This window comes from Jannaschia pohangensis (genome assembly GCF_900113875.1).
GTDB lineage: Bacteria > Pseudomonadota > Alphaproteobacteria > Rhodobacterales > Rhodobacteraceae > Jannaschia > Jannaschia pohangensis.
This window is the reverse complement of record NZ_FORA01000002.1, coordinates 435,435-452,896: the sequence shown is the minus strand read 5'-3', so window position 1 is coordinate 452,896 and position 17,462 is coordinate 435,435. Positions and strand designations below refer to the sequence as shown.

Below are 17,462 nucleotides of genomic sequence, written 5' to 3'. Positions count from 1 at the left end.
TTAACGAGACGGGCAAGAGCGCCAACTCCCACCCGCCTCTCATCGCAACCGATCGTACAAGGATCGACCATGACTGATATTATCTCTATCACCGCACCCACGTCGGGCGCACCCGGAAACAACACGCCTGCGTGCCCCATTTTTGGCGCGGCGATCCAGGGGCTCGAGCGGCTTCTACGGGCGGATGCAGAGGCGCAAGGTCTGCCTGACGGCGATCCAGCGTACTACAATGGCTCGACCGACGCCGACGAAGCATTCTCCATCGCGATCGATGCCGCGGAGCACGCGTCCTGCCGAGCTTCGCAACCGGTCTACCGGGGGGCGGCAAATATTCTGATTTGCGCTTTGAACGCAACGCGGGCCCATGACGTCAGGATGGCCGTGATGGCGTTCGGATTTCTTTTGCGTGAGGGGGCCGACGACCGGGACCGGACCGTCCACCTGTCTCTTTCGCGCGCTGCCTCAGTTCTCGAAGACTTGGCCGACGCCTGGGAAGGGCGGGAGACTACGGAGTTGAACGCTTGGGAAGCTGAAGATGCCAGCCGTGATAACGAGGATCCGTTCTACGGCTCCCTCTCCATCGAGGACTGGGACGACGATCTCGATCTTGGACTGGCTCCCTGCATTTAGGTCACCGTCATTCCGCTGACCGATCCTGATATTCGGTCACGCCCGCAATCTTTCACGCCTCTTTCCGCCTCGGCTCATAATTGTCGCGGTCGGGCAGGGGACGTGAACCTCCATCAAGGATGCCCCTATTCGAAACTCAACTGAATCTCTTCCCTGATCACGCCCAGCTTGACGACGGACGTAGACATCCGGCCCGTCAAGCAGATCCCGACCCTCTGAAAGCGCTCGCCGATTTTCCGGATGTCTCACCGTCGGTCTTGTCACACCACGCAACGATGATCGGTCAAGCGGGTGCAGCGGTCGTCGACAGCATTCTCTTGCCACGCGGTATCCCTGTCATGCCCGCGCCGGATGGGCGGCCCTACGATCGGCTCGCTCTCATTGGCGACGACGCCATCACAATACAGATCAAAACGACCACGCATCCGACCGGATCCGGTCTTTATGGTTGGAATATCTCATGTGGCTATCGCAATTCGCCGCGCGGCCGACGGCGATACGGTCACAGGGCGTTCCGACTTCTCGCATGCGTCGTTCTGCCAGAGCACGCGGTGGTCTTTCGGTTGCCCGGCTCGTCCCGCGTCAGTCTGCGCGTCGCAGAACTCGGTGTGCTTCGGCGTGACCCGCTCGCCAGCTTTTACCAGTGCCTCCACGAGATCGGCCTTGGGTATCTGGACACGGATGAAGGCGACGATCTGCCGCCCATGTAATGACCCTAATTGCTCCCCTCAGGTCACGCCCGGCTTTGCCGCGCGCGCGCCCCGCTGCCTGCTCCGCTCCGAAAGGCCCGCCTATGCCCATGCTTCCCCTGCCACCTCCTTGCTTTCCAATCTCTGCAAACGGTCTTCGCGATGCAGCGCTTCGCCGTTACGTCGATGCACGAGAACAGACCGCCTGGGAGGCGGACGACGGCACCGTAGATGCCCTGCGACGGCCGCATGGCCAGTTCTCGCCACTCGTACTGTCCCAGGTTGTCCGCCTCGCGAAAGCCTTCGCTGCGATGGGCGATCTCTCGACTCTCCGGCCTGGATCGGTCGTCATTTTGCGGTGCGATGGCGAGGAACGCGGTCTCGACCAGCGTCTCGAGCGCCCCGTTTTCCCAACCATCTGTGAAGCGATGGGCCGCGCTCCGTGGCCGGGACGCTTCCTCAAATGCGATCCCGTGCAAGACGCCGATCGCACCTCTTCCCTACCATGGCACGAGATCAAGAGCCTCGACAGCGCACTCATGCTTGGTGCAACCGTTGTCGTGCAGCTCGAAATCGGTGCCAGCATGCCAGAACAGCTGCGTGCAATCGCTTTCCCCCACGAACTGACTCTTCCCGTACTTTCCCGTGACGATATCGCTGCCATGCTGCGCGCCTGTGGCACTCCCGTACCTGACGCCTGCGATGAAACCGGCGCAGCCGGATCGTCCGCGGCAGCGGACATGACTTATCTTACGACAACGCACCTCGCGCACATCTGGGCCGGGGAAACTGCCGCCGAGGTCTTTGCCCGCCTCGATGCCGTCGAGGCTTGCCTGCATCAAGGCATGGCGAGTGAAGCGTTGTCTGCACGGACATCAGGGTCAGAGCCTTCTCCGCGACTTCGCGATATCCACGGCCTCGGTCGAGCGCGGGACAAGCTCGAACGTGTCGTCGCCGACGTGGAAGACTGGAAGGACGGCGCTTTGGAGTGGCCGGAGGTCGGAGCGTCTTTCCTCCTCCACGGCCCTGCCGGCGTCGGCAAGACCTCCGTCGCCCATGCGATTGCCAACGAGATCGGCGGCGAGGTCATCGACCTGTCCTACACGACGGTGCAAGCAGCGGGCCACTTGGGAAAGATGCTGGCCGCACTTGATGCGGGCGTGGAACGCGCCCGGGATACGGCACCTGCCGTTGTCCTCGTGGACGAGGCTGACTGTCTATCGGACCGGGCCGATACCTCCGATCCCCACGCCGCCAGCTACCGGCGCAGCGTCGTCAACGGATACCTCACACGGCTCACCATGCTGGCCGACAGCCCCGGGGTCGTGGTGGTCTTGGCGACCAACCATCCCGACCAGCTGGACCCGGCGCTCATTCGCGCGGGTCGCTGCGATCACCACATCGCGCTTCATCGGCCGGACCGGACAGCGTTGGGCCTCATTCTGCGGGACAACCTGGGCGGCCGTGCCGCCCTTGGGCTCGAGACGAAGGCCGAATGGACCGCAGCCCTCGACGGTCTCGCAGGGGGCACCGGAGCCGATGCGGCCCATCTCGCGCGCGAATCCATCGCGATCACGCGGACCCGGATCCGCAACTCGAGCGGATCGAAAATTGTCACTGTCGAAGCCCAAGATCTTCTTGCCGCCGTTCATGCCATCGAAGGGACCGATCCCGTCACGCCCGCCGACCCCCATCGCATGGCGATCCATGAGGCCGGGCATCTGGTTGTCGGACACGTTCTGAACAGACCGGCTCCGGTTCGTGCGTGGCTCGGCCCTCGAGGTGCTGGCATCCAGGCTCCGCGCGTACGCGTATACATTCTCGCGGCAGTCAGGGATGAACTCGTAAGCCTGCTCGCAGGCCGGGCCGCAGAAATGATCTTCTGCGAAGGCGTCTCGTCCGGCGGCGGCGACGGTCCCACTAGCGATTTGGCGCAGGCAACACGTCTTGCTTCCCGCGCGGCGGGAGAATGGCATCTGATCCAGGACGACCCGCTACCGGTCTGGCAACCACACGATCACCTAACGCCTTCGCAAGCGCGGGCGATGAGTCAACTCCTTGAGGACGCGCAAACCGATGCGTGTCGCATGGCCGAAACCTGGAGGGCGGACATCACGCGCGTCGCTGACGCCCTGATGAGGGAGAGGGATTTAAACGCGGAGCAGCTCCAAGGTCTCCTCGGGCAGATCCGACATGAGGACACGTGCCACGTCAGACTGGTGCATTGAGGGGATCTTTGGATGCACGGCCAGATTTCACGGCCTTCAGATCAAATCCCGGATGCAGCGCAGCATTCTTGCAACCGGGCAGACAGAGTTTTCGCTGCATTGGGTATAGCTTGCAGACACTCTGCGCAGGTCTGATTGACCTGTTGCTACAGTTGAGTGTTTGGTGCGCCGGCTTTCGACCGGACAGGCATCCGGGAATGACGAGGACGCCATCAAGAAATGTTGAGCCTCAGGCTCCTCGAAGCCGTCGCCAAAGTGAGGTTGAAACTTCTGATATCCGCGCAATCAGGCCGGTAACGCTCAGTACCGATCATGGCGGAAAAGCCAAACTGTACCTTGAAATGTACCCTGAAGAGAGGAACCGGAAATATGCCTAATGTAACCAGCTACTTACAAGGTGGTTGTGGCGGAGACGAAGGGATTCGAACCCTCGAGACAGTTTCCCGCCTACTCCCTTAGCAGGGGAGCGCCTTCGACCACTCGGCCACGTCTCCGCTGACCCGTCTATTGGTGAGGGCAGGGAGGGGCAAGTGCAAATTACCGTGCCGGGCGCCAAGTTTGCTCGCGGTCGTTCCATTCCAGACCGGCCGCGATCATCGCGTCCCAGAGGGGCGGGCTCCACCCGAAGTCGACGGTGGGCGGGTCGCAGATCATCTCGCCGAGGGGCAGGTCATCGCGCGCGATGCGCACGCCGCCGAAACTGCGTTCCAGGTCCTCCGGCTCGTCATCATACATGCGGTCGAAACCTGCATAGACCTTGTAGACATGGTTGCCGTTGCGAAAGTCGATGCCCTCGGCAATCGACCGACCGACGCCGGGCCACGGGACATAATCGACCTCTGTGATGGGCACGGACAGGGCCAGTTCGGCGGGCCGGTTCGCGGGACCGAAGCGATAGAACACCGTCTCTGCGTCGTGGCAGACTTCCAGGTACTTGCCATTCGTCGCGATGGTGCAAGACATGAAAACGTCCTCGCCCGGATTGCAGGCGAGGACCTCAGAAGCGGCAAGGATTGCCGCGATCGCGATGATCGCAGCGCGCATCGGGTCAGATGGTCTTCGGATAGAGGACGACACGCGACCGCATCGGAACGCGGTTGTAGAGGTCCACCGCCTGATCGTTCACCAGGCGCGCGCAACCGTTCGACACGGCGCTGCCGATGGTGTTGGGCGCATTGGTCCCGTGGATCCGCAGGAAGGTATCACCCCGGCCTGGCTCGAAGAGATAGAGCGCACGCGCACCAAGCGGGTTGTTCGGGCCGCCGGGCATGCCGTCCTTCCACTGGGCATAGGCCGGGTTGCGCTCGATCATCGAGTTCGTCGGGGTCCAGCTCGGCCATTCCTTCTTGGCGCCGACATAGAATTCGCCGCTCTCATAAAGACCGGGGCGTCCGACCCCGACCATGTAGCGCATCGCGCGCGCACCGGGCATGGTCCAGAACAGCATGAAGCTGTCGGGCACGACGTGAATCTCGTTCGGGGCGATCCCCGCGCGGATCGGCACTTCGACGGGCAGAAAATCGGGGCGGATGTTCGACGGGGCGACGGCCTGCGCCATGGCGTCGCTGCTTCCGAAAAGTGCGAGGGCCGCGCCCCCGGCGATCAATTGGCGTCTGTCCATAATGGCATTCTCCTTTGGCAAACTGTTTGGCGTCCCGAATCCCACCCCGGCACGCCAATTCACCATATGGGGACACAGGCCCATCCTGCACTCAAGGTCACATGCGCGTGATCGTATGCATTGCTGCGCGGCCGTGGCGGTCCTGCCGCGATTTATGCGGTGTTTGGCGTGACAAGCGCCGGGGCAGACCGCCGTTTCTGGACCGTTCCAGTATGTAGGCCACCGTCGCCGCCAGAATGTCCCATCGTTCGATCTGCTTGAACGCGCCCTCCGGCGACGCCGCGGACGAACTCATGGGTCATTCCGGCGATAATCACACCTTCGCGTGCAAATATGGTTCTCAGGCGCAGGTAAGGGGCCGATGCCTTGTCGCGTCGGGCGGACGTCCGCGCCATAGATCAGAGTGCCCTGCGCCTGAATGTTGACCTGGCACCAGATGCATTCCGCACAGCCGCGCAGGCGTTCGCGCTCTGCTTTGGATGCGTCGCCCGCGTGGCCTGCGATTGTCTCGGCTTCGGATTGGGTGACGGGCGTGTCGAGCGCGTCAGAGATGACATCAAGGGCCAAAACGCCAGTGACAACAAGTGCGGCCGAATAAAACATGGCGGCCGCGATCTGGCTGGCGGTAAGCCCGCCCAGGATCGCGCCGCCCCCGAGGGGGGTGCCCCCACCCGCAGCTGCACCGACCGGAACGGCGGCAAGAATGGGCATCAGTAGACCCCTCTGAGCATTCTGATCGTCAGGTCGGAAAGAAAGCGGACTCGCGTATTTATCCCGATCCGGTCGTTTTGCAGCGTTTGCGCCACATAAATCCAAGTCGATGCCATCAATGCCGAGAATGAAATATAGCATCACCATGAAAACATAGCTTTCATGGCGGACATTCTCGTAGTTGCGCAGCCAACCATGGGTCCGGTCGAACCTCGCGCCCGCGACGGGCTCCCATTCCGCGTCGTCCATGTCGCGCGACAGGACTAGCTTGCGGCGGGCATGGGCGATGACATCGCGTTTGAACGCATCCAGAGCCACACCGTCAAGCGCGGCGCGTTCACCGTCTTCCAGAAACCGCTCGCCCGGCCTGCTTCAATCCATTCTTACAATGGACTGATTGTCACCCGAATGGGCGCCGGACGCAACAGGGTGTCAGGTGTTGAACAGGAAGTGCAGCACGTCGCCATCCTTGACGATATAGGCCTTGCCTTCGGCCCGCATCTTGCCCGCTTCCTTGGCGGGCAGCTCGCCGCCCAGGGTGACGAAATCGTCATAGGCGATGGTCTCGGCCCGGATGAACCCCTTTTCGAAGTCGCCGTGGATGACGCCGGCGGCCCGGGGGGCGCTGGTGCCCTTGCGGATGGTCCAGGCGCGCGCCTCCTTGGGGCCGACGGTGAAGTAGGTCTCAAGCTCCAGCAGGGCATAGCCCGCCTGGATCAACCGGTCGAGGCCGGGCTCCTCCAGCCCCATCTCGCTCAGGAATTCGGCGGCTTCCTCGTGGGAGAGCTGCGCGATCTCTTCCTCGATCTGCGCGCTGATGACGACATGGGCGGCCCCTTGGGCGGCGGCCATCTCGGCCACGGCGGCGGACATGGCGTTGCCCGTCGCGGCAGAGCCTTCGTCGACGTTGCAGACATAGAGGATCGGCTTGGAGGTCAGAAGCTGCAGCATGGCCCAGGCCTTGGCATCCTCGGCATCGACCGCGACGGCCCGCGCGGGTTTGCCCTGCTCCAGAACGGCCAGGGCCGCGCGCAGCAGACGCTCCTGCTGGACGGCCTCCTTGTCGCCGCCGCGCACCTTGCGGAGCAGGCCCTGCAGCCGCTTCTCGATGGACTCCATGTCGGCGATCATCAGTTCCGTCTCGATGATCTCGGCGTCTTCGACCGGGTTCACGCGGTCTTCCACATGGGTGACGTCGCCGTCCTCGAAACAGCGCAGGACATGGGCAATGGCGTCCGTCTCACGGATATTGGCCAGGAACTGATTGCCCAGACCCTCACCCTTGGACGCGCCCTTCACCAGGCCCGCGATGTCGACGAAGGTCATGCGGGTCGGAATGATCTGCTTGGACTGGGCAATCGACGCCAGACGGTCGAGCCGCGCATCTGGCACGGCCACATCGCCCACATTCGGCTCGATGGTGCAGAAGGGGAAGTTGGCGGCCTGCGCGGCGGCCGTCTTGGTCAACGCATTGAACAGGGTCGACTTGCCGACGTTCGGCAGACCCACGATGCCCATCTTGAAACCCATGATCCCATCCCCTTGCGTTGACCGCGGTTCCTCTACGCCGGGCCGGGGAGGGGGGCAAGCCATGGGCAGCGGCGAACGGTGGCTTCAAGCCCAGACTACTTAATAGCTGCATCAAGTACGAATGGCGGCTGACGCTCCATCACGCGTCAGGCATACGCCACTCTTTTGGTGCATCGCGGGTATAGCCTTGGAATAGAAAGCCCCCATCTGGTTCCAACACGTGTTCGCAAAGTTGAATGACGTCTGTGGTATCGTCACGAGTGAAAGCGGCCTCAAAAGCCTCTGCGAAGCGCTTATGGACCTCGGGATTAACGCTCATGAGCCTTCTGGGAATGCTCTTTCCTTTGGCTGACCACTGATTCTGCGACCGGAGGAAGTGATTGGCAATAGCCGAGTATAGATTTGAGATGACGATACGAAGCTCAGCTATATTGCGAGGCTCACGGATATCTTCGACCATATCGCTTATTGCATAGCGCGAGTTCTCGCGTTCTTTTTGACCCCATTCGATCGGGCCTTCTTCCAAAATCCGGGACGCCAGGTCTTTCACAAGTCTACCGCATTTGGTTTCGCGAGGTATCTCAATGCCTTCGCTGACCATGTTGGGCAGAGACGGCACTCCTGACGGACGGTCCACCTCCCGGAAGAAAAATTCCAGAGTTTGAGGATCGTGAATAAATGCTTCAACGGGCCAGTCCCCGAAAACAAAAGACTGCCTTTGGGCGTTCTCAACGCGTTCATAAACCACGACCAAGTCGAGGTCCGAATAAGCTGTTGCGTCGCCTCGAACCACCGAACCCGCAAGCAAGCAGGCGCTTGCTTCCGGAAAAAACTGGTCGCGAATCTGTTCTGCTGCGGACAAAGCCGCTGAAAGCTTCTTCCTCAAATACAAGCTCCTCACGCGCCTAACGGAACCGTGGGGTCCACTGGACTGTGTAAGACGGCTGCCGGTCGCTTACGACCTTTTTTGTTGAGGTCATGAAAGCTGCCGTTGGCGCAGTCGCGGCGAAAGCACCCTTCGTCCGCCAAACCGACCTTCAGAACACCTACCCGCGTTCCCTGTTGCGCCCTTCGAAGATGATGAACCAGGCAAGCAGGATGAACATCGGATGGGTCAGCCCGCCCGAAAAGAACAATGCGGGGATCCAGATGATGAACGTGATGATCCCGAGGATCGGTCGCCCGGCCAAAAGGATGGACAGGGGCGGCAGGAGGATGGCGAGCAAGTAATTCATGTCCGGAAGATGGGAGCCGCGCTGCCACATGTCCATGGACACACAGGGGGAAATTTTTCACCTCATTCCCCGCAGCGGTGCTCGGCGGGGTCGGGTTCCGATTGACCTTGGCGCATGGCTGTCGCAATCGGGGGGACGCACCGGAGGGGGGAAGCATGACCCGCATTGATGACACGTTTGCCCGGCTGAGGGCCCAGAACCGCAAGGCCTTCGTGACCTACATCATGGCGGGCGATCCCGATGCGGCCAAGACCGCAGAGGTCATGAAAGGCCTGCCGGGCGCCGGCGTCGACATCATCGAGCTTGGCCTGCCATTCACCGACCCCATGGCCGATGGCCCGACGATCCAGCTGGCCGGTCAGCGCGCGCTCGAAGGCGGGATGACACTTCAGGGCACGCTCGACCTGATCCGGGATTTCCGGGCGACGGACGATGCCACGCCGATCGTCCTGATGGGCTATTACAATCCGATCTATTCGCGCGGTGTGGCCAGGTTTCTGGTCGACGCGAAAGAGGCCGGCGTCGATGGCCTGATCGTCGTCGACCTGCCGCCCGAGGAAGACAGCGAACTCTGCATCCCGGCCCAGGCGGCTGGGCTGAACTTCATTCGCCTGGCGACCCCCACGACCGATGCCAAGCGGCTGCCCCGGGTGCTCCAGAACACGTCGGGTTTCCTCTATTACGTTTCGATCACCGGGATCACCGGCGCGGCCGAGGCGAATGCCGCCAAGGTCGGGCCCGAGGTCGAGACGATCAAGGCCTCCACCGACCTGCCGGTCATCGTCGGCTTCGGTATCAAGACGCCCGAGGCCGCCGAGGCGATTGCCGGTGTGGCGGACGGCTGCGTCGTCGGCTCGGCCATCGTCGACCGCATCGCGCGCGGCGACTCGGTCGCGGATATCCTGGCTTACGTGAAATCGCTCGCCGACGGCGCGCACCGGGGCTGAAGCCGGTGCGATTCATCCTGCCGATCCTGGTGCTGGCCGCCTCTGTCGGCGGGGTTGCCGCGGCCCTGGTCCTTCCGCTTTCCAATCAGGTTCTGGGGCTTGCCGCCGCCGGTGTGCTGATCGGCGTCCTCCTGCTGCTACGCGCCGCGCGGTCGGATGCGACATCCGCACCCAAAGGCCCGGTGAAATGGGCCGTGCTGGATGGATCGAACGTCATGCACTGGCGCGAAGGCACGCCAAGCCTGCAACCGGTCCAGGATGTCCTGAGCCACCTGCACGCCCGGGGCTATACCGCCGGTGTCGTCTTCGACGCCAACGCGGGCTACAAACTGATGGGCAAGTATCGTCACGACGGGTCATTGGCCCGGACGCTGGACCTGCCGAAAGAACGGGTGATGGTCGTCAACAAGGGCGAACCCGCCGATCCCATGATCCTGACCGCCGCCCGCGACATGGGTGCGGTTGTCATCACCAACGACCGGTTCCGCGACTGGGCGGAACAATTCCCCGAGGTTCGCAAGCGCGGCCATCTGGTGCGCGGCGGCTATCGCGACGCGGTCCTTTGGCTCGACCTGCCCAAGCCGGTGGATCAGGGCAGCTCCAAGACGTAATCCGCACCCCATCCGTGCACGCTGTCATGGGCGCGGATGATGACGCTTTCGGTGCCCTCGGGGATCTGGATGCCCGATTGCGACCGGGTAAAGGGCTGCTCGGTCTCGTGGGGGTGCAGCAACACGCGCTCGCCCAGCTTCGTGCCGTCCAGCGCGAAAACCGCCCAGGCGTCGGCGTAGTGATCCCATCCGGTGTCGGGGTGGCGGACGGTGACGGAAAAACTCCATCCGCCGCGCGTTTCATTGGCGACGGCGCCTTCGACGACCGGGGAATCGGCAAGGGCGGGCGAGGCTGCGAGCAGCAGCAGGGGGACAAGACGGTTCATCATTGCTCATTCCTCCAACAGGACACCGCGCGATGTCGATGCAAATTCCCGTGACAGAACGGACCGCGCCGTGATTGCGACCGCAAGGATCAGGACGATCGGCCCCAGGATCCAGGTGAGCGCGGCAAAGGCGAAATAGACCGACCTCAGGCCCCGGTTGAAATTGAGCGCCGCGCGGATGTTGATTTCGGCGTCCTGGGCCGCGCGCTTCAGGACACGGGCGTCGGAGATGTCGTTCGGGACCGAGGCCATGACCACCGAGCAATAGCCGAACAGGCGGTTCGACCAGATGAACTTGAACACCGCATGGGTCAGCAAAAGGGCTACCACGCCCAGTTTTGCCTGCCAGAAGATGACGGGATGGCTGACGGCGGTCTCGCCGATGTTGAAGCCGCCACCCAGACCCATGACGATGCCGTCCAGCCGGTCCGCGTTGCCCGCCAGCGCCAGCACGCCGCCCACGGCGATCATCAACGCCGAGGTCAGGAAGGTCGTGCCCTGCCGCAGGCTCGACAGGATGGCGGCATCGAAGATGCGGGGTTGGCGCGTCGTCATCTCGACCATCCAGTCGCGGCGATACCGCTGCATCAGGACGCTGACCGAGGCACGTCCTTTCGGCGGATGCTCGATGATCCAGCCCACCGACACCCAGGTCAGCGCCAGCAGGCCAAGGGCCAGGCCGTCGAGAAAGGTGAAGGCGGTCAGAAGATCGGGCAACATGGGCCGCGTCTATCACGCCGCCGGGACGTCCGAAATGCCGATGCCGGGGCGGCGGGGGATTTGGTGCGGGCGGCGGGACTCGAACCCGCACGGGCCAGGCCCTGCAGATTTTAAGTCTGCTGTGTCTACCATTCCACCACGCCCGCACACGCTCCGGGCTTAGGGCGAGGGCCGGGTTCTTGGCAAGGGCTCAGAGGTCTGTCGTCTCGGGGGGCAGGGCCAGGAACTGCCGCTCGCTCAGCCAGGGGTTCAGCTTGAGCGCCTCGCGGATCACGTCCTGTCCTTCGCGGATGCGGCCCATCTGGATCAGGGTCAGGCCCTTGCCCGACATCGCCGCCACATGGCGCGGGCTGAGCTCCAGGGCGCGGTCCAGATCGGGCAGGGCGGTGGCGAAATCCTCGCGCAGGAAGTTGGCGAAGGCGCGCTGGTTGTAGCCTTCGGCATAGTCCGGGCAGTATTCGACCAACGCATCGAAGGCCGTGACCGCGCCTTCCAGGTCATAGACCGCGCGCCGGTCCATGCCTTCGTCGAGCAGGGTCTGCGCGGCGTCGTCGGGTGCCTCTATCCAGACTTCCCACATCTGGTTGGAAATCTCGCGGGCCTCGCGATCCGTCTCGATCGTCTGCATCTGCGCCAGCAGGTCATCCATCTGCGCCGTGATGTCGGGTGCTGCCGGGCAGTCCGCCAGAACAGGTGTGCCGAGGGTCAGGGCGATGATGGCGAGCGTCTTCATATCCACGAAGGTGGCACAACTGTCCGAGGGGTCAAGCCGGCCCGCGAAGGATTATTCGACCACGACCTCGCTGGCCGAGGTGTCGATCGCATCCGTGGCGATTACCCGTTTGGCCACGGGGCCAAGCGCCGGCGTGCGGGAGAATTCGGAAATCAGCGCGTCCAACTCCCCCTCCATGACAGCGGCGAGCGAGACGCTCTGGCCTTCCCACCGGGCCTTGGCCGAGATCACCGAGACGATGCGCACCTCGTCGCCGTAGACCGCGAAGACCGGTGCCCCGGAGGAGCCGAAATCGACTTCGCAGCTCAGCACGAGGATTTCATCGTCGCGCGTCAGCACCGTGCAGGCCGCCTCGCGGGAGGGGGCGTCGGCGCGGTCCTTTGCGTAACTCACGACCTGGACGGTCTGCCCCGCCTCGATCCGGAATTGCGTGCGGAAGGGGCGGACATGACCGCTGCGCACCGGCTGGTCCAGTTCCAGAAGGGCCAGGTCGCTGCCGACACGGCCCAGGCGGTCTGTGTCCTGAAAGCTGTATCCGGGGTGGACGACAATGCGACGGATGCCGCGATAGGCCTCGGCCCGGCCAAACCGGAGCCCGGCCTGAAATTCGATCTCTTCGGGTTTGATGCGGTCGCCCGTCGCCTGGTCAAACAGGCAGTGGGCCGCTGTCAGAACCACATCCGATGTGATGAGGGCCGCGGTACAAAACCCGTCATTGCCGAAATTCAGACGCCCGACGGCCTCCCACCCGCGGGTGTCATCGGCGGTGCGCAGGGTCTGCAGTTCGGCATCCGCTTGCGCTGCGGACAGGCCGCCAAGAACAATGCAGAGGGCGGAAAACGCGGTGCGGACAGTTCGGAACATGGGACGGCCTTCATTCTGTTCCGTCTGTTTTAGGGTCCGAACCCGGCGGCAACTGGACGCGATTGGCACCCGTTCAGGACACTTTCGGGGCCAATCCGCGGGATTGTGTCACTCCCCGGGCCTGACGAACCGAATGTTCCCCGATGCGCTTTCGCCCACGCGGATGGTCTTGCGCGTCGCGGTGAGTCGGCTGGACCGCCCGAACTCCTGCATCAGCGTCGCCAGCCCTGCCTCGACGGTCACGGCAAAGGCGGCGGGTTCGCCGTCGATCTCTCCCATGGCGGAAATCACCGAGACGATGCGCAGCCCGTCGGTGGTGTTCACGAAGACAGGCGCGCCCGATGCGCCGAAATTGACCGAGCAATCCAGCGCCAGCACCCGCAGGTTTCGATGCAGGACGGTGCAATCGTCCTCGCTCGACGGGGCGTCGGCCCGGTCACGGGCATAGCTCACGACCTGGACGACGTCGCCTTCGCGCAGCCGTCCGCTGGCGGGAAAGGGCTGCACGTTCGGCATCTGCAACGCGCGGTCCAACTCCAGAAGCGCGAGGTCGGCGGCGACGCTTTCGGCACTCGGCTTGGCGGAAAAGTCATAGCCGGGGTGCACGACCATGCGGCGGATCGTGCGCCGGGCATCTTCGCGCCCGTGGCGCAGGCCCGCGCGAAAGACGATCTCTTCGGTGCGATGCGCCGCGCCGGTGGCCGGGTCGAAGACGCAATGGGCCGCTGTCAGAACGAGCGTCGGGCTGACCAGTGTCGCGGTGCAGAACCCGCTCTGGCCCGATGTGGTCAGCATGTCAAGGCGGCCCACCCCTTCCAGCCCGCGCACCTCATCGGCGGTGTTCAGGCTTTGAGGACCGTCCCCGGCGGCGATGGCCGGGACGGCAAGAAGACACAGGGCGACAGTGGCAAGGATTTGACGCATCGGGCAGCTCCGGCAGGGCAGGTCAATCCCGCGACCCTGCCGCCCCGTTGTGGCGAAACCCTAGCGCAATCGCGGCACGGGCGTGTCCTTGGGCGTTCCGGGCTCGAATGTCGCAATCGCGGGCGGGATCGGACCGCCCGTCGCCCAGTCCAGCAGTTCGACGGTATGCACCGTGGGGACGGACGCGGCACTGCCGATCTGGATCATGCAGCCGATGTTGCCCGCGGAAATCACGTCGGGCTTGCGCTCCTCCAGGGTGGCGACCTTGCGGCGCTTCAGCTCCCCTGAAATCTCGGGCTGCATCAGGTTGTAGGTGCCGGCCGAACCACAGCACAGATGCGGATCGCGCGGCTCCAGCACCGTGAAGCCCGCCCGTTTCAGAAGGTCCTTGGGCGCGCCCTTGATCTGCTGGCCGTGTTGCAGCGAACAGGCCGCGTGATAGGCCACCTGCATCGGCGCGCCGTCGACCTGTGGCGTGGTGTAGGCGCGGTCCTTGTCCATCAGCTGCAACAGAACCTCCGACACGTCCCGCGTGATAGCGGACACTGCCGCGGCCTTGTCGGCCAGCGCGTCGTTGCGGAACATGTGGCCGTAGTCCTTGACCGTGGTCCCGCAGCCCGAGGTGTTGATGACGATCGCGTCGAGGCCCTTGCCCTCCATCTCGCGCGTCCAGGCGTTGATGTTGGCGGCGGCAGAGGCATGACTGGCGTCGGTCTTGCCCATGTGATGGGTCAGCGCGCCGCAGCAGCCCATGCCCTCGGCGATGACGACTTCGGCCCCGAGCCGGGTCAGCAGACGGATGGTCGCGTCGTTGATGTCGGTGTTCAGCGCCTTTTGCGCACAGCCCGTCATGAGCGCCACGCGCATCTTCGGTTCGGACACATGGAAGGTCTGCGGATCGTCGTTGCGGCTGACCGGCGGGACGACCTTGGGCGCCATCGCCAGCATCGCCCTGAGCCGCGCATCGGGCATCAGGAAGGCAAAGGGCTTGCCGATCTTCGCGCCAAGCAGGGCCAGCCGGAACCGCGTCGGATAGGGGAGGATCTGCGCCAGCGTCCAGCGCAGCAGCCGGTCCATCACCGGCCGCTTGTAGGTCTTTTCGATATGCTCGCGCGCATGGTCGACCAGATGCATGTAATGCACACCCGACGGACAGGTGGACATGCAGGCCAGGCACGACAGGCAACGGTCGATGTGCTTGACGGTCTTTGCGTCCGCCGGCCGGTCGTTCTCCAGCATGTCCTTGATGAGGTAGATGCGGCCCCGGGGGCTGTCCAACTCGTCGCCGAGCACCTGATAGGTCGGACAGGTCGCCGTGCAGAACCCGCAATGCACGCAGGACCGCAGGATCTCGTTCGAACGCGCGGTGGCCGGATCGGCCAGCTGTTCGGGCGTGAAGGTCGTTTGCATGGCGGAACCTTTCAGTGAAGCGTCACGGCCGCTTTGCTCAGCGGCATGTCTTGGGTGGCGAGGCCGGGATCGAGGAACTGGACAATGGCATCTTCCGCGCCGTCAGCACCGCGCAGCGCGTCGGCGGCGCAGGCAAGGCCCCGCGTCACATCGGTCAGCGCCAAGTCGATATAGGTAAACTCAGCTCCCGAACCCGCCGCCGCGAACCCCCCGAGCCCCGCCTGTGACAGCGCATCGTGTAGGCGATCTTCAAGGGTGCTTCGGAGGCTCACATCCATCGGTCCATCCGCTTCGTTCGGAATGCGCAGTCCGACGAACCATTCACCATGGGCGCTGTGGCAGACGGAACTGAACCGCTCCGCCTGCAGTAGGTTTTGTGCGAACGCCTCGTTCGACGCGACATAGGTGATGAGGTCGGCGCGGGGATGGCTTTCGCCCGACTGGCCACCGATGTTGAAAAGAAGCTGCTGTCGCGCCTCCGGCGGCTCATTGCCATAGGGTCGCCCGGGGCGGTTGGCTTTCGCGGCCTCGATGGCCGCATGGCACGCCTCGACCGCTGCCGCGATATCGAGCGGCGGCAGTTTGGCGCGGCGAAAGAACCCGTCCGCCTTGACCTTTTCGGTCGTCACCTGCCCCAGCCAATCCCGCTCAGCCGTCTCGCCCAAGGCCAGGCTTGCGAAGGTCAAACCCTGCTCGAAGAGGACCTGATCCGACGCGGCCCCGGTGAAGTGAATGTCCATCCGGCCCGTCGCGCTGACCGAGGGGGTGACGGTCGTGATGTCCAGAGCTGCCCGCGTCCGGGCGGCGAACAGCTCGGCAATCGCCTCGGGCGGATTGGGCGTACGGACGTCTTCGGGGGTGAAATACCGCAATTGCGGCGCGCTCTGGACGACCGCACGGGCGAGGGCGCGATTGTCGTCGTTCCATTCCGCCGTGATGACGACCTTATGCCCGGTTTCGGCCTTGCCGAATTCCCACATGAGTTCCGGCGAGACATCGTGCAGCGCGGCCATCACCGCGACGGGGTCCGTCTCTCTGGAACCCGTCGTGAACAGCGCATCCAGACCCGCCTCCTGCGCCGCGAACTCTGCCCAGAATGCGCCGATGGCGTCGCGTGTTGCCGATGGGAGGGACAAGGCCGCGTAATCGTAGGGATCGCTCACCCGGCCAGCCCCGCCTTGAACAGGCCGCGCGGATCGAAGCGGTCGCGGATGCCGTCGGTCAGGGCCGCAAGGGCCGGGGGTTCGGGCGGCAATGCGCCTGCGCCGGTGCCCCGAACGCGGATCGCCTGCGCGCCGTGCGGGCCAAGCCGGGCGCGCAGGTCGAGCCCCTCGGGGACGCGCAGCCAGACAAGGCCGCCGCCCCAATCAAGCAGACTCGCCGTGGCCTTGGCATCCGCCACGACCTGCGCGGCGGCGCTGGCCCTGGTGTGGACGCGCCAGATGTCGCCCTCACCGGCCACGGCCTGCCCGTCCCGCACAGCGCGCCAGAGGTCCGCCGACCCGGCGCCCGCGATGGAAGTGACCGTCCCGAAGGGGGTCAGAACTTTGGTCAGCGCGTCGGTGCGATAGGCGACCGACCCTTCCAGCCCCTCGATCCGCAGGCTTGTCTTGCCCGACTGCGGGTCGTGGGCGGCGGCGTTCACCTCGAAGGGGGACGACAGGGCGGCAGCCATGGCCTTAACGGCTCCGGCCACGTCCAGCCCGTCGAGAACAAGTGTGGCTTCGGTCGCGGCGGAAGGCAGAACCTTGAAACTGACCTCGGTCAGCACCCCGAGACTGCCCCGCGATCCGGCCAGCAGTTTCACCAGATCATAGCCGGTCACGTTCTTCATCACCCGCCCGCCGTTCTTGACGATGGTCCCGGTGCCATCGACGAAGCGCACACCGATCAGGCTGTCCCGGCAGGCTCCGGCCTGCACCCGGCGCGGCCCGGACACATTCATCGCAACCGCCCCGCCGATGGTCGGCGTGCCAGTGGTGCCCAGAAGGACGCGGTGGTCCATCGGCTCGAACGGAAGGCGCTGGTTCTCGGACGCGAGGGCGGCCTCGATCTCCTCCATCGGGGTTCCCGCGCGGGCCACGATGGTCAGCGCACCCGGCTCATAGAGCGTGATGCCGGTCAGGCCCGTGGTCGTCACCGCCTCGCCTTCAGGCAGGGGGCCGCGCGTGCCGCCGCCGCGCACCGACAAGGGTCCGTTCGCGCCGCGCACGATGTCGGCCAGGTCTTCTTCGGTCGTGGGTGTCAGCACCGCGTCCCCTTCCTGTCCCATGGACGGATTTC

20 protein-coding genes and 2 tRNA genes are annotated in these 17,462 nt (G+C 64.2%); 5 read left to right on the top strand and 17 right to left on the bottom strand.

Annotated features, from left to right (window positions below):
• The first annotated feature begins 69 nt into the window (after positions 1 to 69).
• The 3 genes from BM002_RS09255 (at position 70) to BM002_RS09245 (ending at position 3,547) form a co-directional block, all read left to right on the top strand.
• Entirely contained in the window at positions 70 to 630 is a 561-nt protein-coding gene (locus BM002_RS09255; protein WP_092779741.1) for a hypothetical protein, read from the top strand.
• Positions 631 to 905: 275 nt separating this feature from the next.
• Complete coding sequence (locus tag BM002_RS09250) at positions 906 to 1,340, top strand: hypothetical protein (protein ID WP_092779738.1); 435 nt, start codon at positions 906 to 908, stop codon at positions 1,338 to 1,340.
• Between the two features lie 290 nt (positions 1,341 to 1,630).
• A complete protein-coding gene (locus tag BM002_RS09245; RefSeq protein ID WP_175484850.1) occupies positions 1,631 to 3,547 on the top strand; it encodes an AAA family ATPase in 1,917 nt (638 codons plus the stop codon).
• A gap of 404 nt (positions 3,548 to 3,951) precedes the next feature.
• Here the strand turns inward: BM002_RS09245 and BM002_RS09240 are convergent.
• From BM002_RS09240 to BM002_RS09205, 8 genes are all read right to left on the bottom strand, one after another.
• A tRNA-Ser gene (locus tag BM002_RS09240) sits at positions 3,952 to 4,041 on the bottom strand.
• A gap of 43 nt (positions 4,042 to 4,084) precedes the next feature.
• Positions 4,085 to 4,510, bottom strand: a complete 426-nt coding sequence (locus tag BM002_RS09235) for a hypothetical protein (protein ID WP_175484849.1) — start codon at positions 4,508 to 4,510, stop codon at positions 4,085 to 4,087.
• Between the two features lie 85 nt (positions 4,511 to 4,595).
• Entirely contained in the window at positions 4,596 to 5,168 is a 573-nt protein-coding gene (locus BM002_RS09230) for a L,D-transpeptidase (protein WP_092779731.1), read from the bottom strand.
• A gap of 97 nt (positions 5,169 to 5,265) precedes the next feature.
• On the bottom strand, positions 5,266 to 5,463 hold the full coding sequence (locus tag BM002_RS09225; protein WP_092779729.1) for a hypothetical protein: 198 nt from the start codon (positions 5,461 to 5,463) through the stop codon (positions 5,266 to 5,268).
• A complete protein-coding gene (locus BM002_RS09220; protein ID WP_092779727.1) occupies positions 5,460 to 6,197 on the bottom strand; it encodes a hypothetical protein in 738 nt (245 codons plus the stop codon). The genes BM002_RS09225 and BM002_RS09220 overlap by 4 nt, the downstream gene beginning before the upstream one ends.
• A gap of 114 nt (positions 6,198 to 6,311) precedes the next feature.
• The gene (ychF, locus tag BM002_RS09215; RefSeq protein WP_092779725.1) at positions 6,312 to 7,409 is read right to left on the bottom strand and encodes a redox-regulated ATPase YchF; all 1,098 of its coding nucleotides are present in this window, start codon (positions 7,407 to 7,409) and stop codon (positions 6,312 to 6,314) included.
• A gap of 139 nt (positions 7,410 to 7,548) precedes the next feature.
• The gene (locus tag BM002_RS09210; RefSeq protein WP_175484848.1) at positions 7,549 to 8,295 is read right to left on the bottom strand and encodes a nucleotidyltransferase domain-containing protein; all 747 of its coding nucleotides are present in this window, start codon (positions 8,293 to 8,295) and stop codon (positions 7,549 to 7,551) included.
• Between the two features lie 160 nt (positions 8,296 to 8,455).
• Positions 8,456 to 8,644, bottom strand: coding sequence for a hypothetical protein (locus BM002_RS09205; protein WP_092780553.1), 189 nt, complete (start codon positions 8,642 to 8,644; stop codon positions 8,456 to 8,458).
• Between the two features lie 155 nt (positions 8,645 to 8,799).
• On the opposite strand from BM002_RS09205, the gene trpA reads away from it, so the two are divergent.
• Together trpA and BM002_RS09195 are read left to right on the top strand one after the other, a co-directional pair.
• Positions 8,800 to 9,591, top strand: coding sequence for a tryptophan synthase subunit alpha (gene trpA / locus BM002_RS09200; RefSeq protein ID WP_092779721.1), 792 nt, complete (start codon positions 8,800 to 8,802; stop codon positions 9,589 to 9,591).
• A gap of 5 nt (positions 9,592 to 9,596) precedes the next feature.
• Positions 9,597 to 10,202 carry an NYN domain-containing protein gene (locus tag BM002_RS09195; RefSeq protein ID WP_245749187.1) on the top strand — a complete coding sequence of 202 codons (606 nt, stop codon included), beginning with the start codon at positions 9,597 to 9,599 and terminating at the stop codon, positions 10,200 to 10,202.
• Here BM002_RS09195 and BM002_RS09190 read toward each other — a convergent pair.
• From BM002_RS09190 to BM002_RS09150, 9 genes are all read right to left on the bottom strand, one after another.
• Positions 10,181 to 10,528: a hypothetical protein gene (locus BM002_RS09190; protein WP_092780548.1), complete on the bottom strand. Its 348-nt coding sequence runs from the start codon at positions 10,526 to 10,528 to the stop codon at positions 10,181 to 10,183. The genes BM002_RS09195 and BM002_RS09190 overlap by 22 nt on opposite strands.
• 6 nt (positions 10,529 to 10,534) lie before the next feature.
• Entirely contained in the window at positions 10,535 to 11,248 is a 714-nt protein-coding gene (locus BM002_RS09185; RefSeq protein ID WP_092779718.1) for a DUF599 domain-containing protein, read from the bottom strand.
• Positions 11,249 to 11,309: 61 nt separating this feature from the next.
• Positions 11,310 to 11,394, bottom strand: a tRNA-Leu gene (locus BM002_RS09180).
• Between the two features lie 44 nt (positions 11,395 to 11,438).
• Positions 11,439 to 11,981, bottom strand: a complete 543-nt coding sequence (locus tag BM002_RS09175; protein WP_092779716.1) for a tetratricopeptide repeat protein — start codon at positions 11,979 to 11,981, stop codon at positions 11,439 to 11,441.
• Positions 11,982 to 12,032: 51 nt separating this feature from the next.
• Entirely contained in the window at positions 12,033 to 12,845 is an 813-nt protein-coding gene (locus tag BM002_RS09170) for a trypsin-like serine peptidase (RefSeq protein WP_092779714.1), read from the bottom strand.
• A gap of 108 nt (positions 12,846 to 12,953) precedes the next feature.
• On the bottom strand, positions 12,954 to 13,769 hold the full coding sequence (locus BM002_RS09165; protein WP_092779712.1) for a trypsin-like serine peptidase: 816 nt from the start codon (positions 13,767 to 13,769) through the stop codon (positions 12,954 to 12,956).
• Positions 13,770 to 13,829: 60 nt separating this feature from the next.
• Positions 13,830 to 15,179, bottom strand: a complete 1,350-nt coding sequence (gene glcF, locus BM002_RS09160) for a glycolate oxidase subunit GlcF (protein ID WP_092779710.1) — start codon at positions 15,177 to 15,179, stop codon at positions 13,830 to 13,832.
• An 11-nt stretch (positions 15,180 to 15,190) separates the two neighbouring features.
• Positions 15,191 to 16,342 carry a hypothetical protein gene (locus BM002_RS09155; RefSeq protein WP_092779708.1) on the bottom strand — a complete coding sequence of 384 codons (1,152 nt, stop codon included), beginning with the start codon at positions 16,340 to 16,342 and terminating at the stop codon, positions 15,191 to 15,193.
• On the bottom strand, positions 16,339 to 17,451 hold the full coding sequence (locus BM002_RS09150; RefSeq protein WP_092779706.1) for an FAD-binding protein: 1,113 nt from the start codon (positions 17,449 to 17,451) through the stop codon (positions 16,339 to 16,341). Before BM002_RS09150 ends, BM002_RS09155 begins: the two co-directional genes overlap by 4 nt.
• Between the last annotated feature and the right edge of the window lie 11 nt (positions 17,452 to 17,462).

Excerpts from the sequence above, each read along its gene's own strand:
- BM002_RS09170 (WP_092779714.1), bottom strand. The coding sequence starts at position 12,845 with ATGTTCCGAACTGTCCGCACCGCGTTTTCCGCCCTCTGCATTGTTCTT.
- BM002_RS09245 (WP_175484850.1), top strand. The coding sequence starts at position 1,631 with ATGGGCGATCTCTCGACTCTCCGGCCTGGATCGGTCGTCATTTTGCGG.
- BM002_RS09165 (WP_092779712.1), bottom strand. The coding sequence starts at position 13,769 with ATGCGTCAAATCCTTGCCACTGTCGCCCTGTGTCTTCTTGCCGTCCCG.
- BM002_RS09255 (WP_092779741.1), top strand. The coding sequence starts at position 70 with ATGACTGATATTATCTCTATCACCGCACCCACGTCGGGCGCACCCGGA.
- BM002_RS09250 (WP_092779738.1), top strand. The coding sequence starts at position 906 with ATGATCGGTCAAGCGGGTGCAGCGGTCGTCGACAGCATTCTCTTGCCA.
- BM002_RS09235 (WP_175484849.1), bottom strand. The coding sequence starts at position 4,510 with ATGTCTTGCACCATCGCGACGAATGGCAAGTACCTGGAAGTCTGCCAC.
- BM002_RS09205 (WP_092780553.1), bottom strand. The coding sequence starts at position 8,644 with ATGAATTACTTGCTCGCCATCCTCCTGCCGCCCCTGTCCATCCTTTTG.
- BM002_RS09150 (WP_092779706.1), bottom strand. The coding sequence starts at position 17,451 with ATGGGACAGGAAGGGGACGCGGTGCTGACACCCACGACCGAAGAAGAC.
- BM002_RS09190 (WP_092780548.1), bottom strand. The coding sequence starts at position 10,528 with ATGAACCGTCTTGTCCCCCTGCTGCTGCTCGCAGCCTCGCCCGCCCTT.
- ychF (WP_092779725.1), bottom strand. The coding sequence starts at position 7,409 with ATGGGTTTCAAGATGGGCATCGTGGGTCTGCCGAACGTCGGCAAGTCG.
- BM002_RS09175 (WP_092779716.1), bottom strand. The coding sequence starts at position 11,981 with ATGAAGACGCTCGCCATCATCGCCCTGACCCTCGGCACACCTGTTCTG.
- BM002_RS09225 (WP_092779729.1), bottom strand. The coding sequence starts at position 5,463 with ATGAGTTCGTCCGCGGCGTCGCCGGAGGGCGCGTTCAAGCAGATCGAA.
- trpA (WP_092779721.1), top strand. The coding sequence starts at position 8,800 with ATGACCCGCATTGATGACACGTTTGCCCGGCTGAGGGCCCAGAACCGC.
- glcF (WP_092779710.1), bottom strand. The coding sequence starts at position 15,179 with ATGCAAACGACCTTCACGCCCGAACAGCTGGCCGATCCGGCCACCGCG.
- BM002_RS09230 (WP_092779731.1), bottom strand. The coding sequence starts at position 5,168 with ATGGACAGACGCCAATTGATCGCCGGGGGCGCGGCCCTCGCACTTTTC.
- BM002_RS09185 (WP_092779718.1), bottom strand. The coding sequence starts at position 11,248 with ATGTTGCCCGATCTTCTGACCGCCTTCACCTTTCTCGACGGCCTGGCC.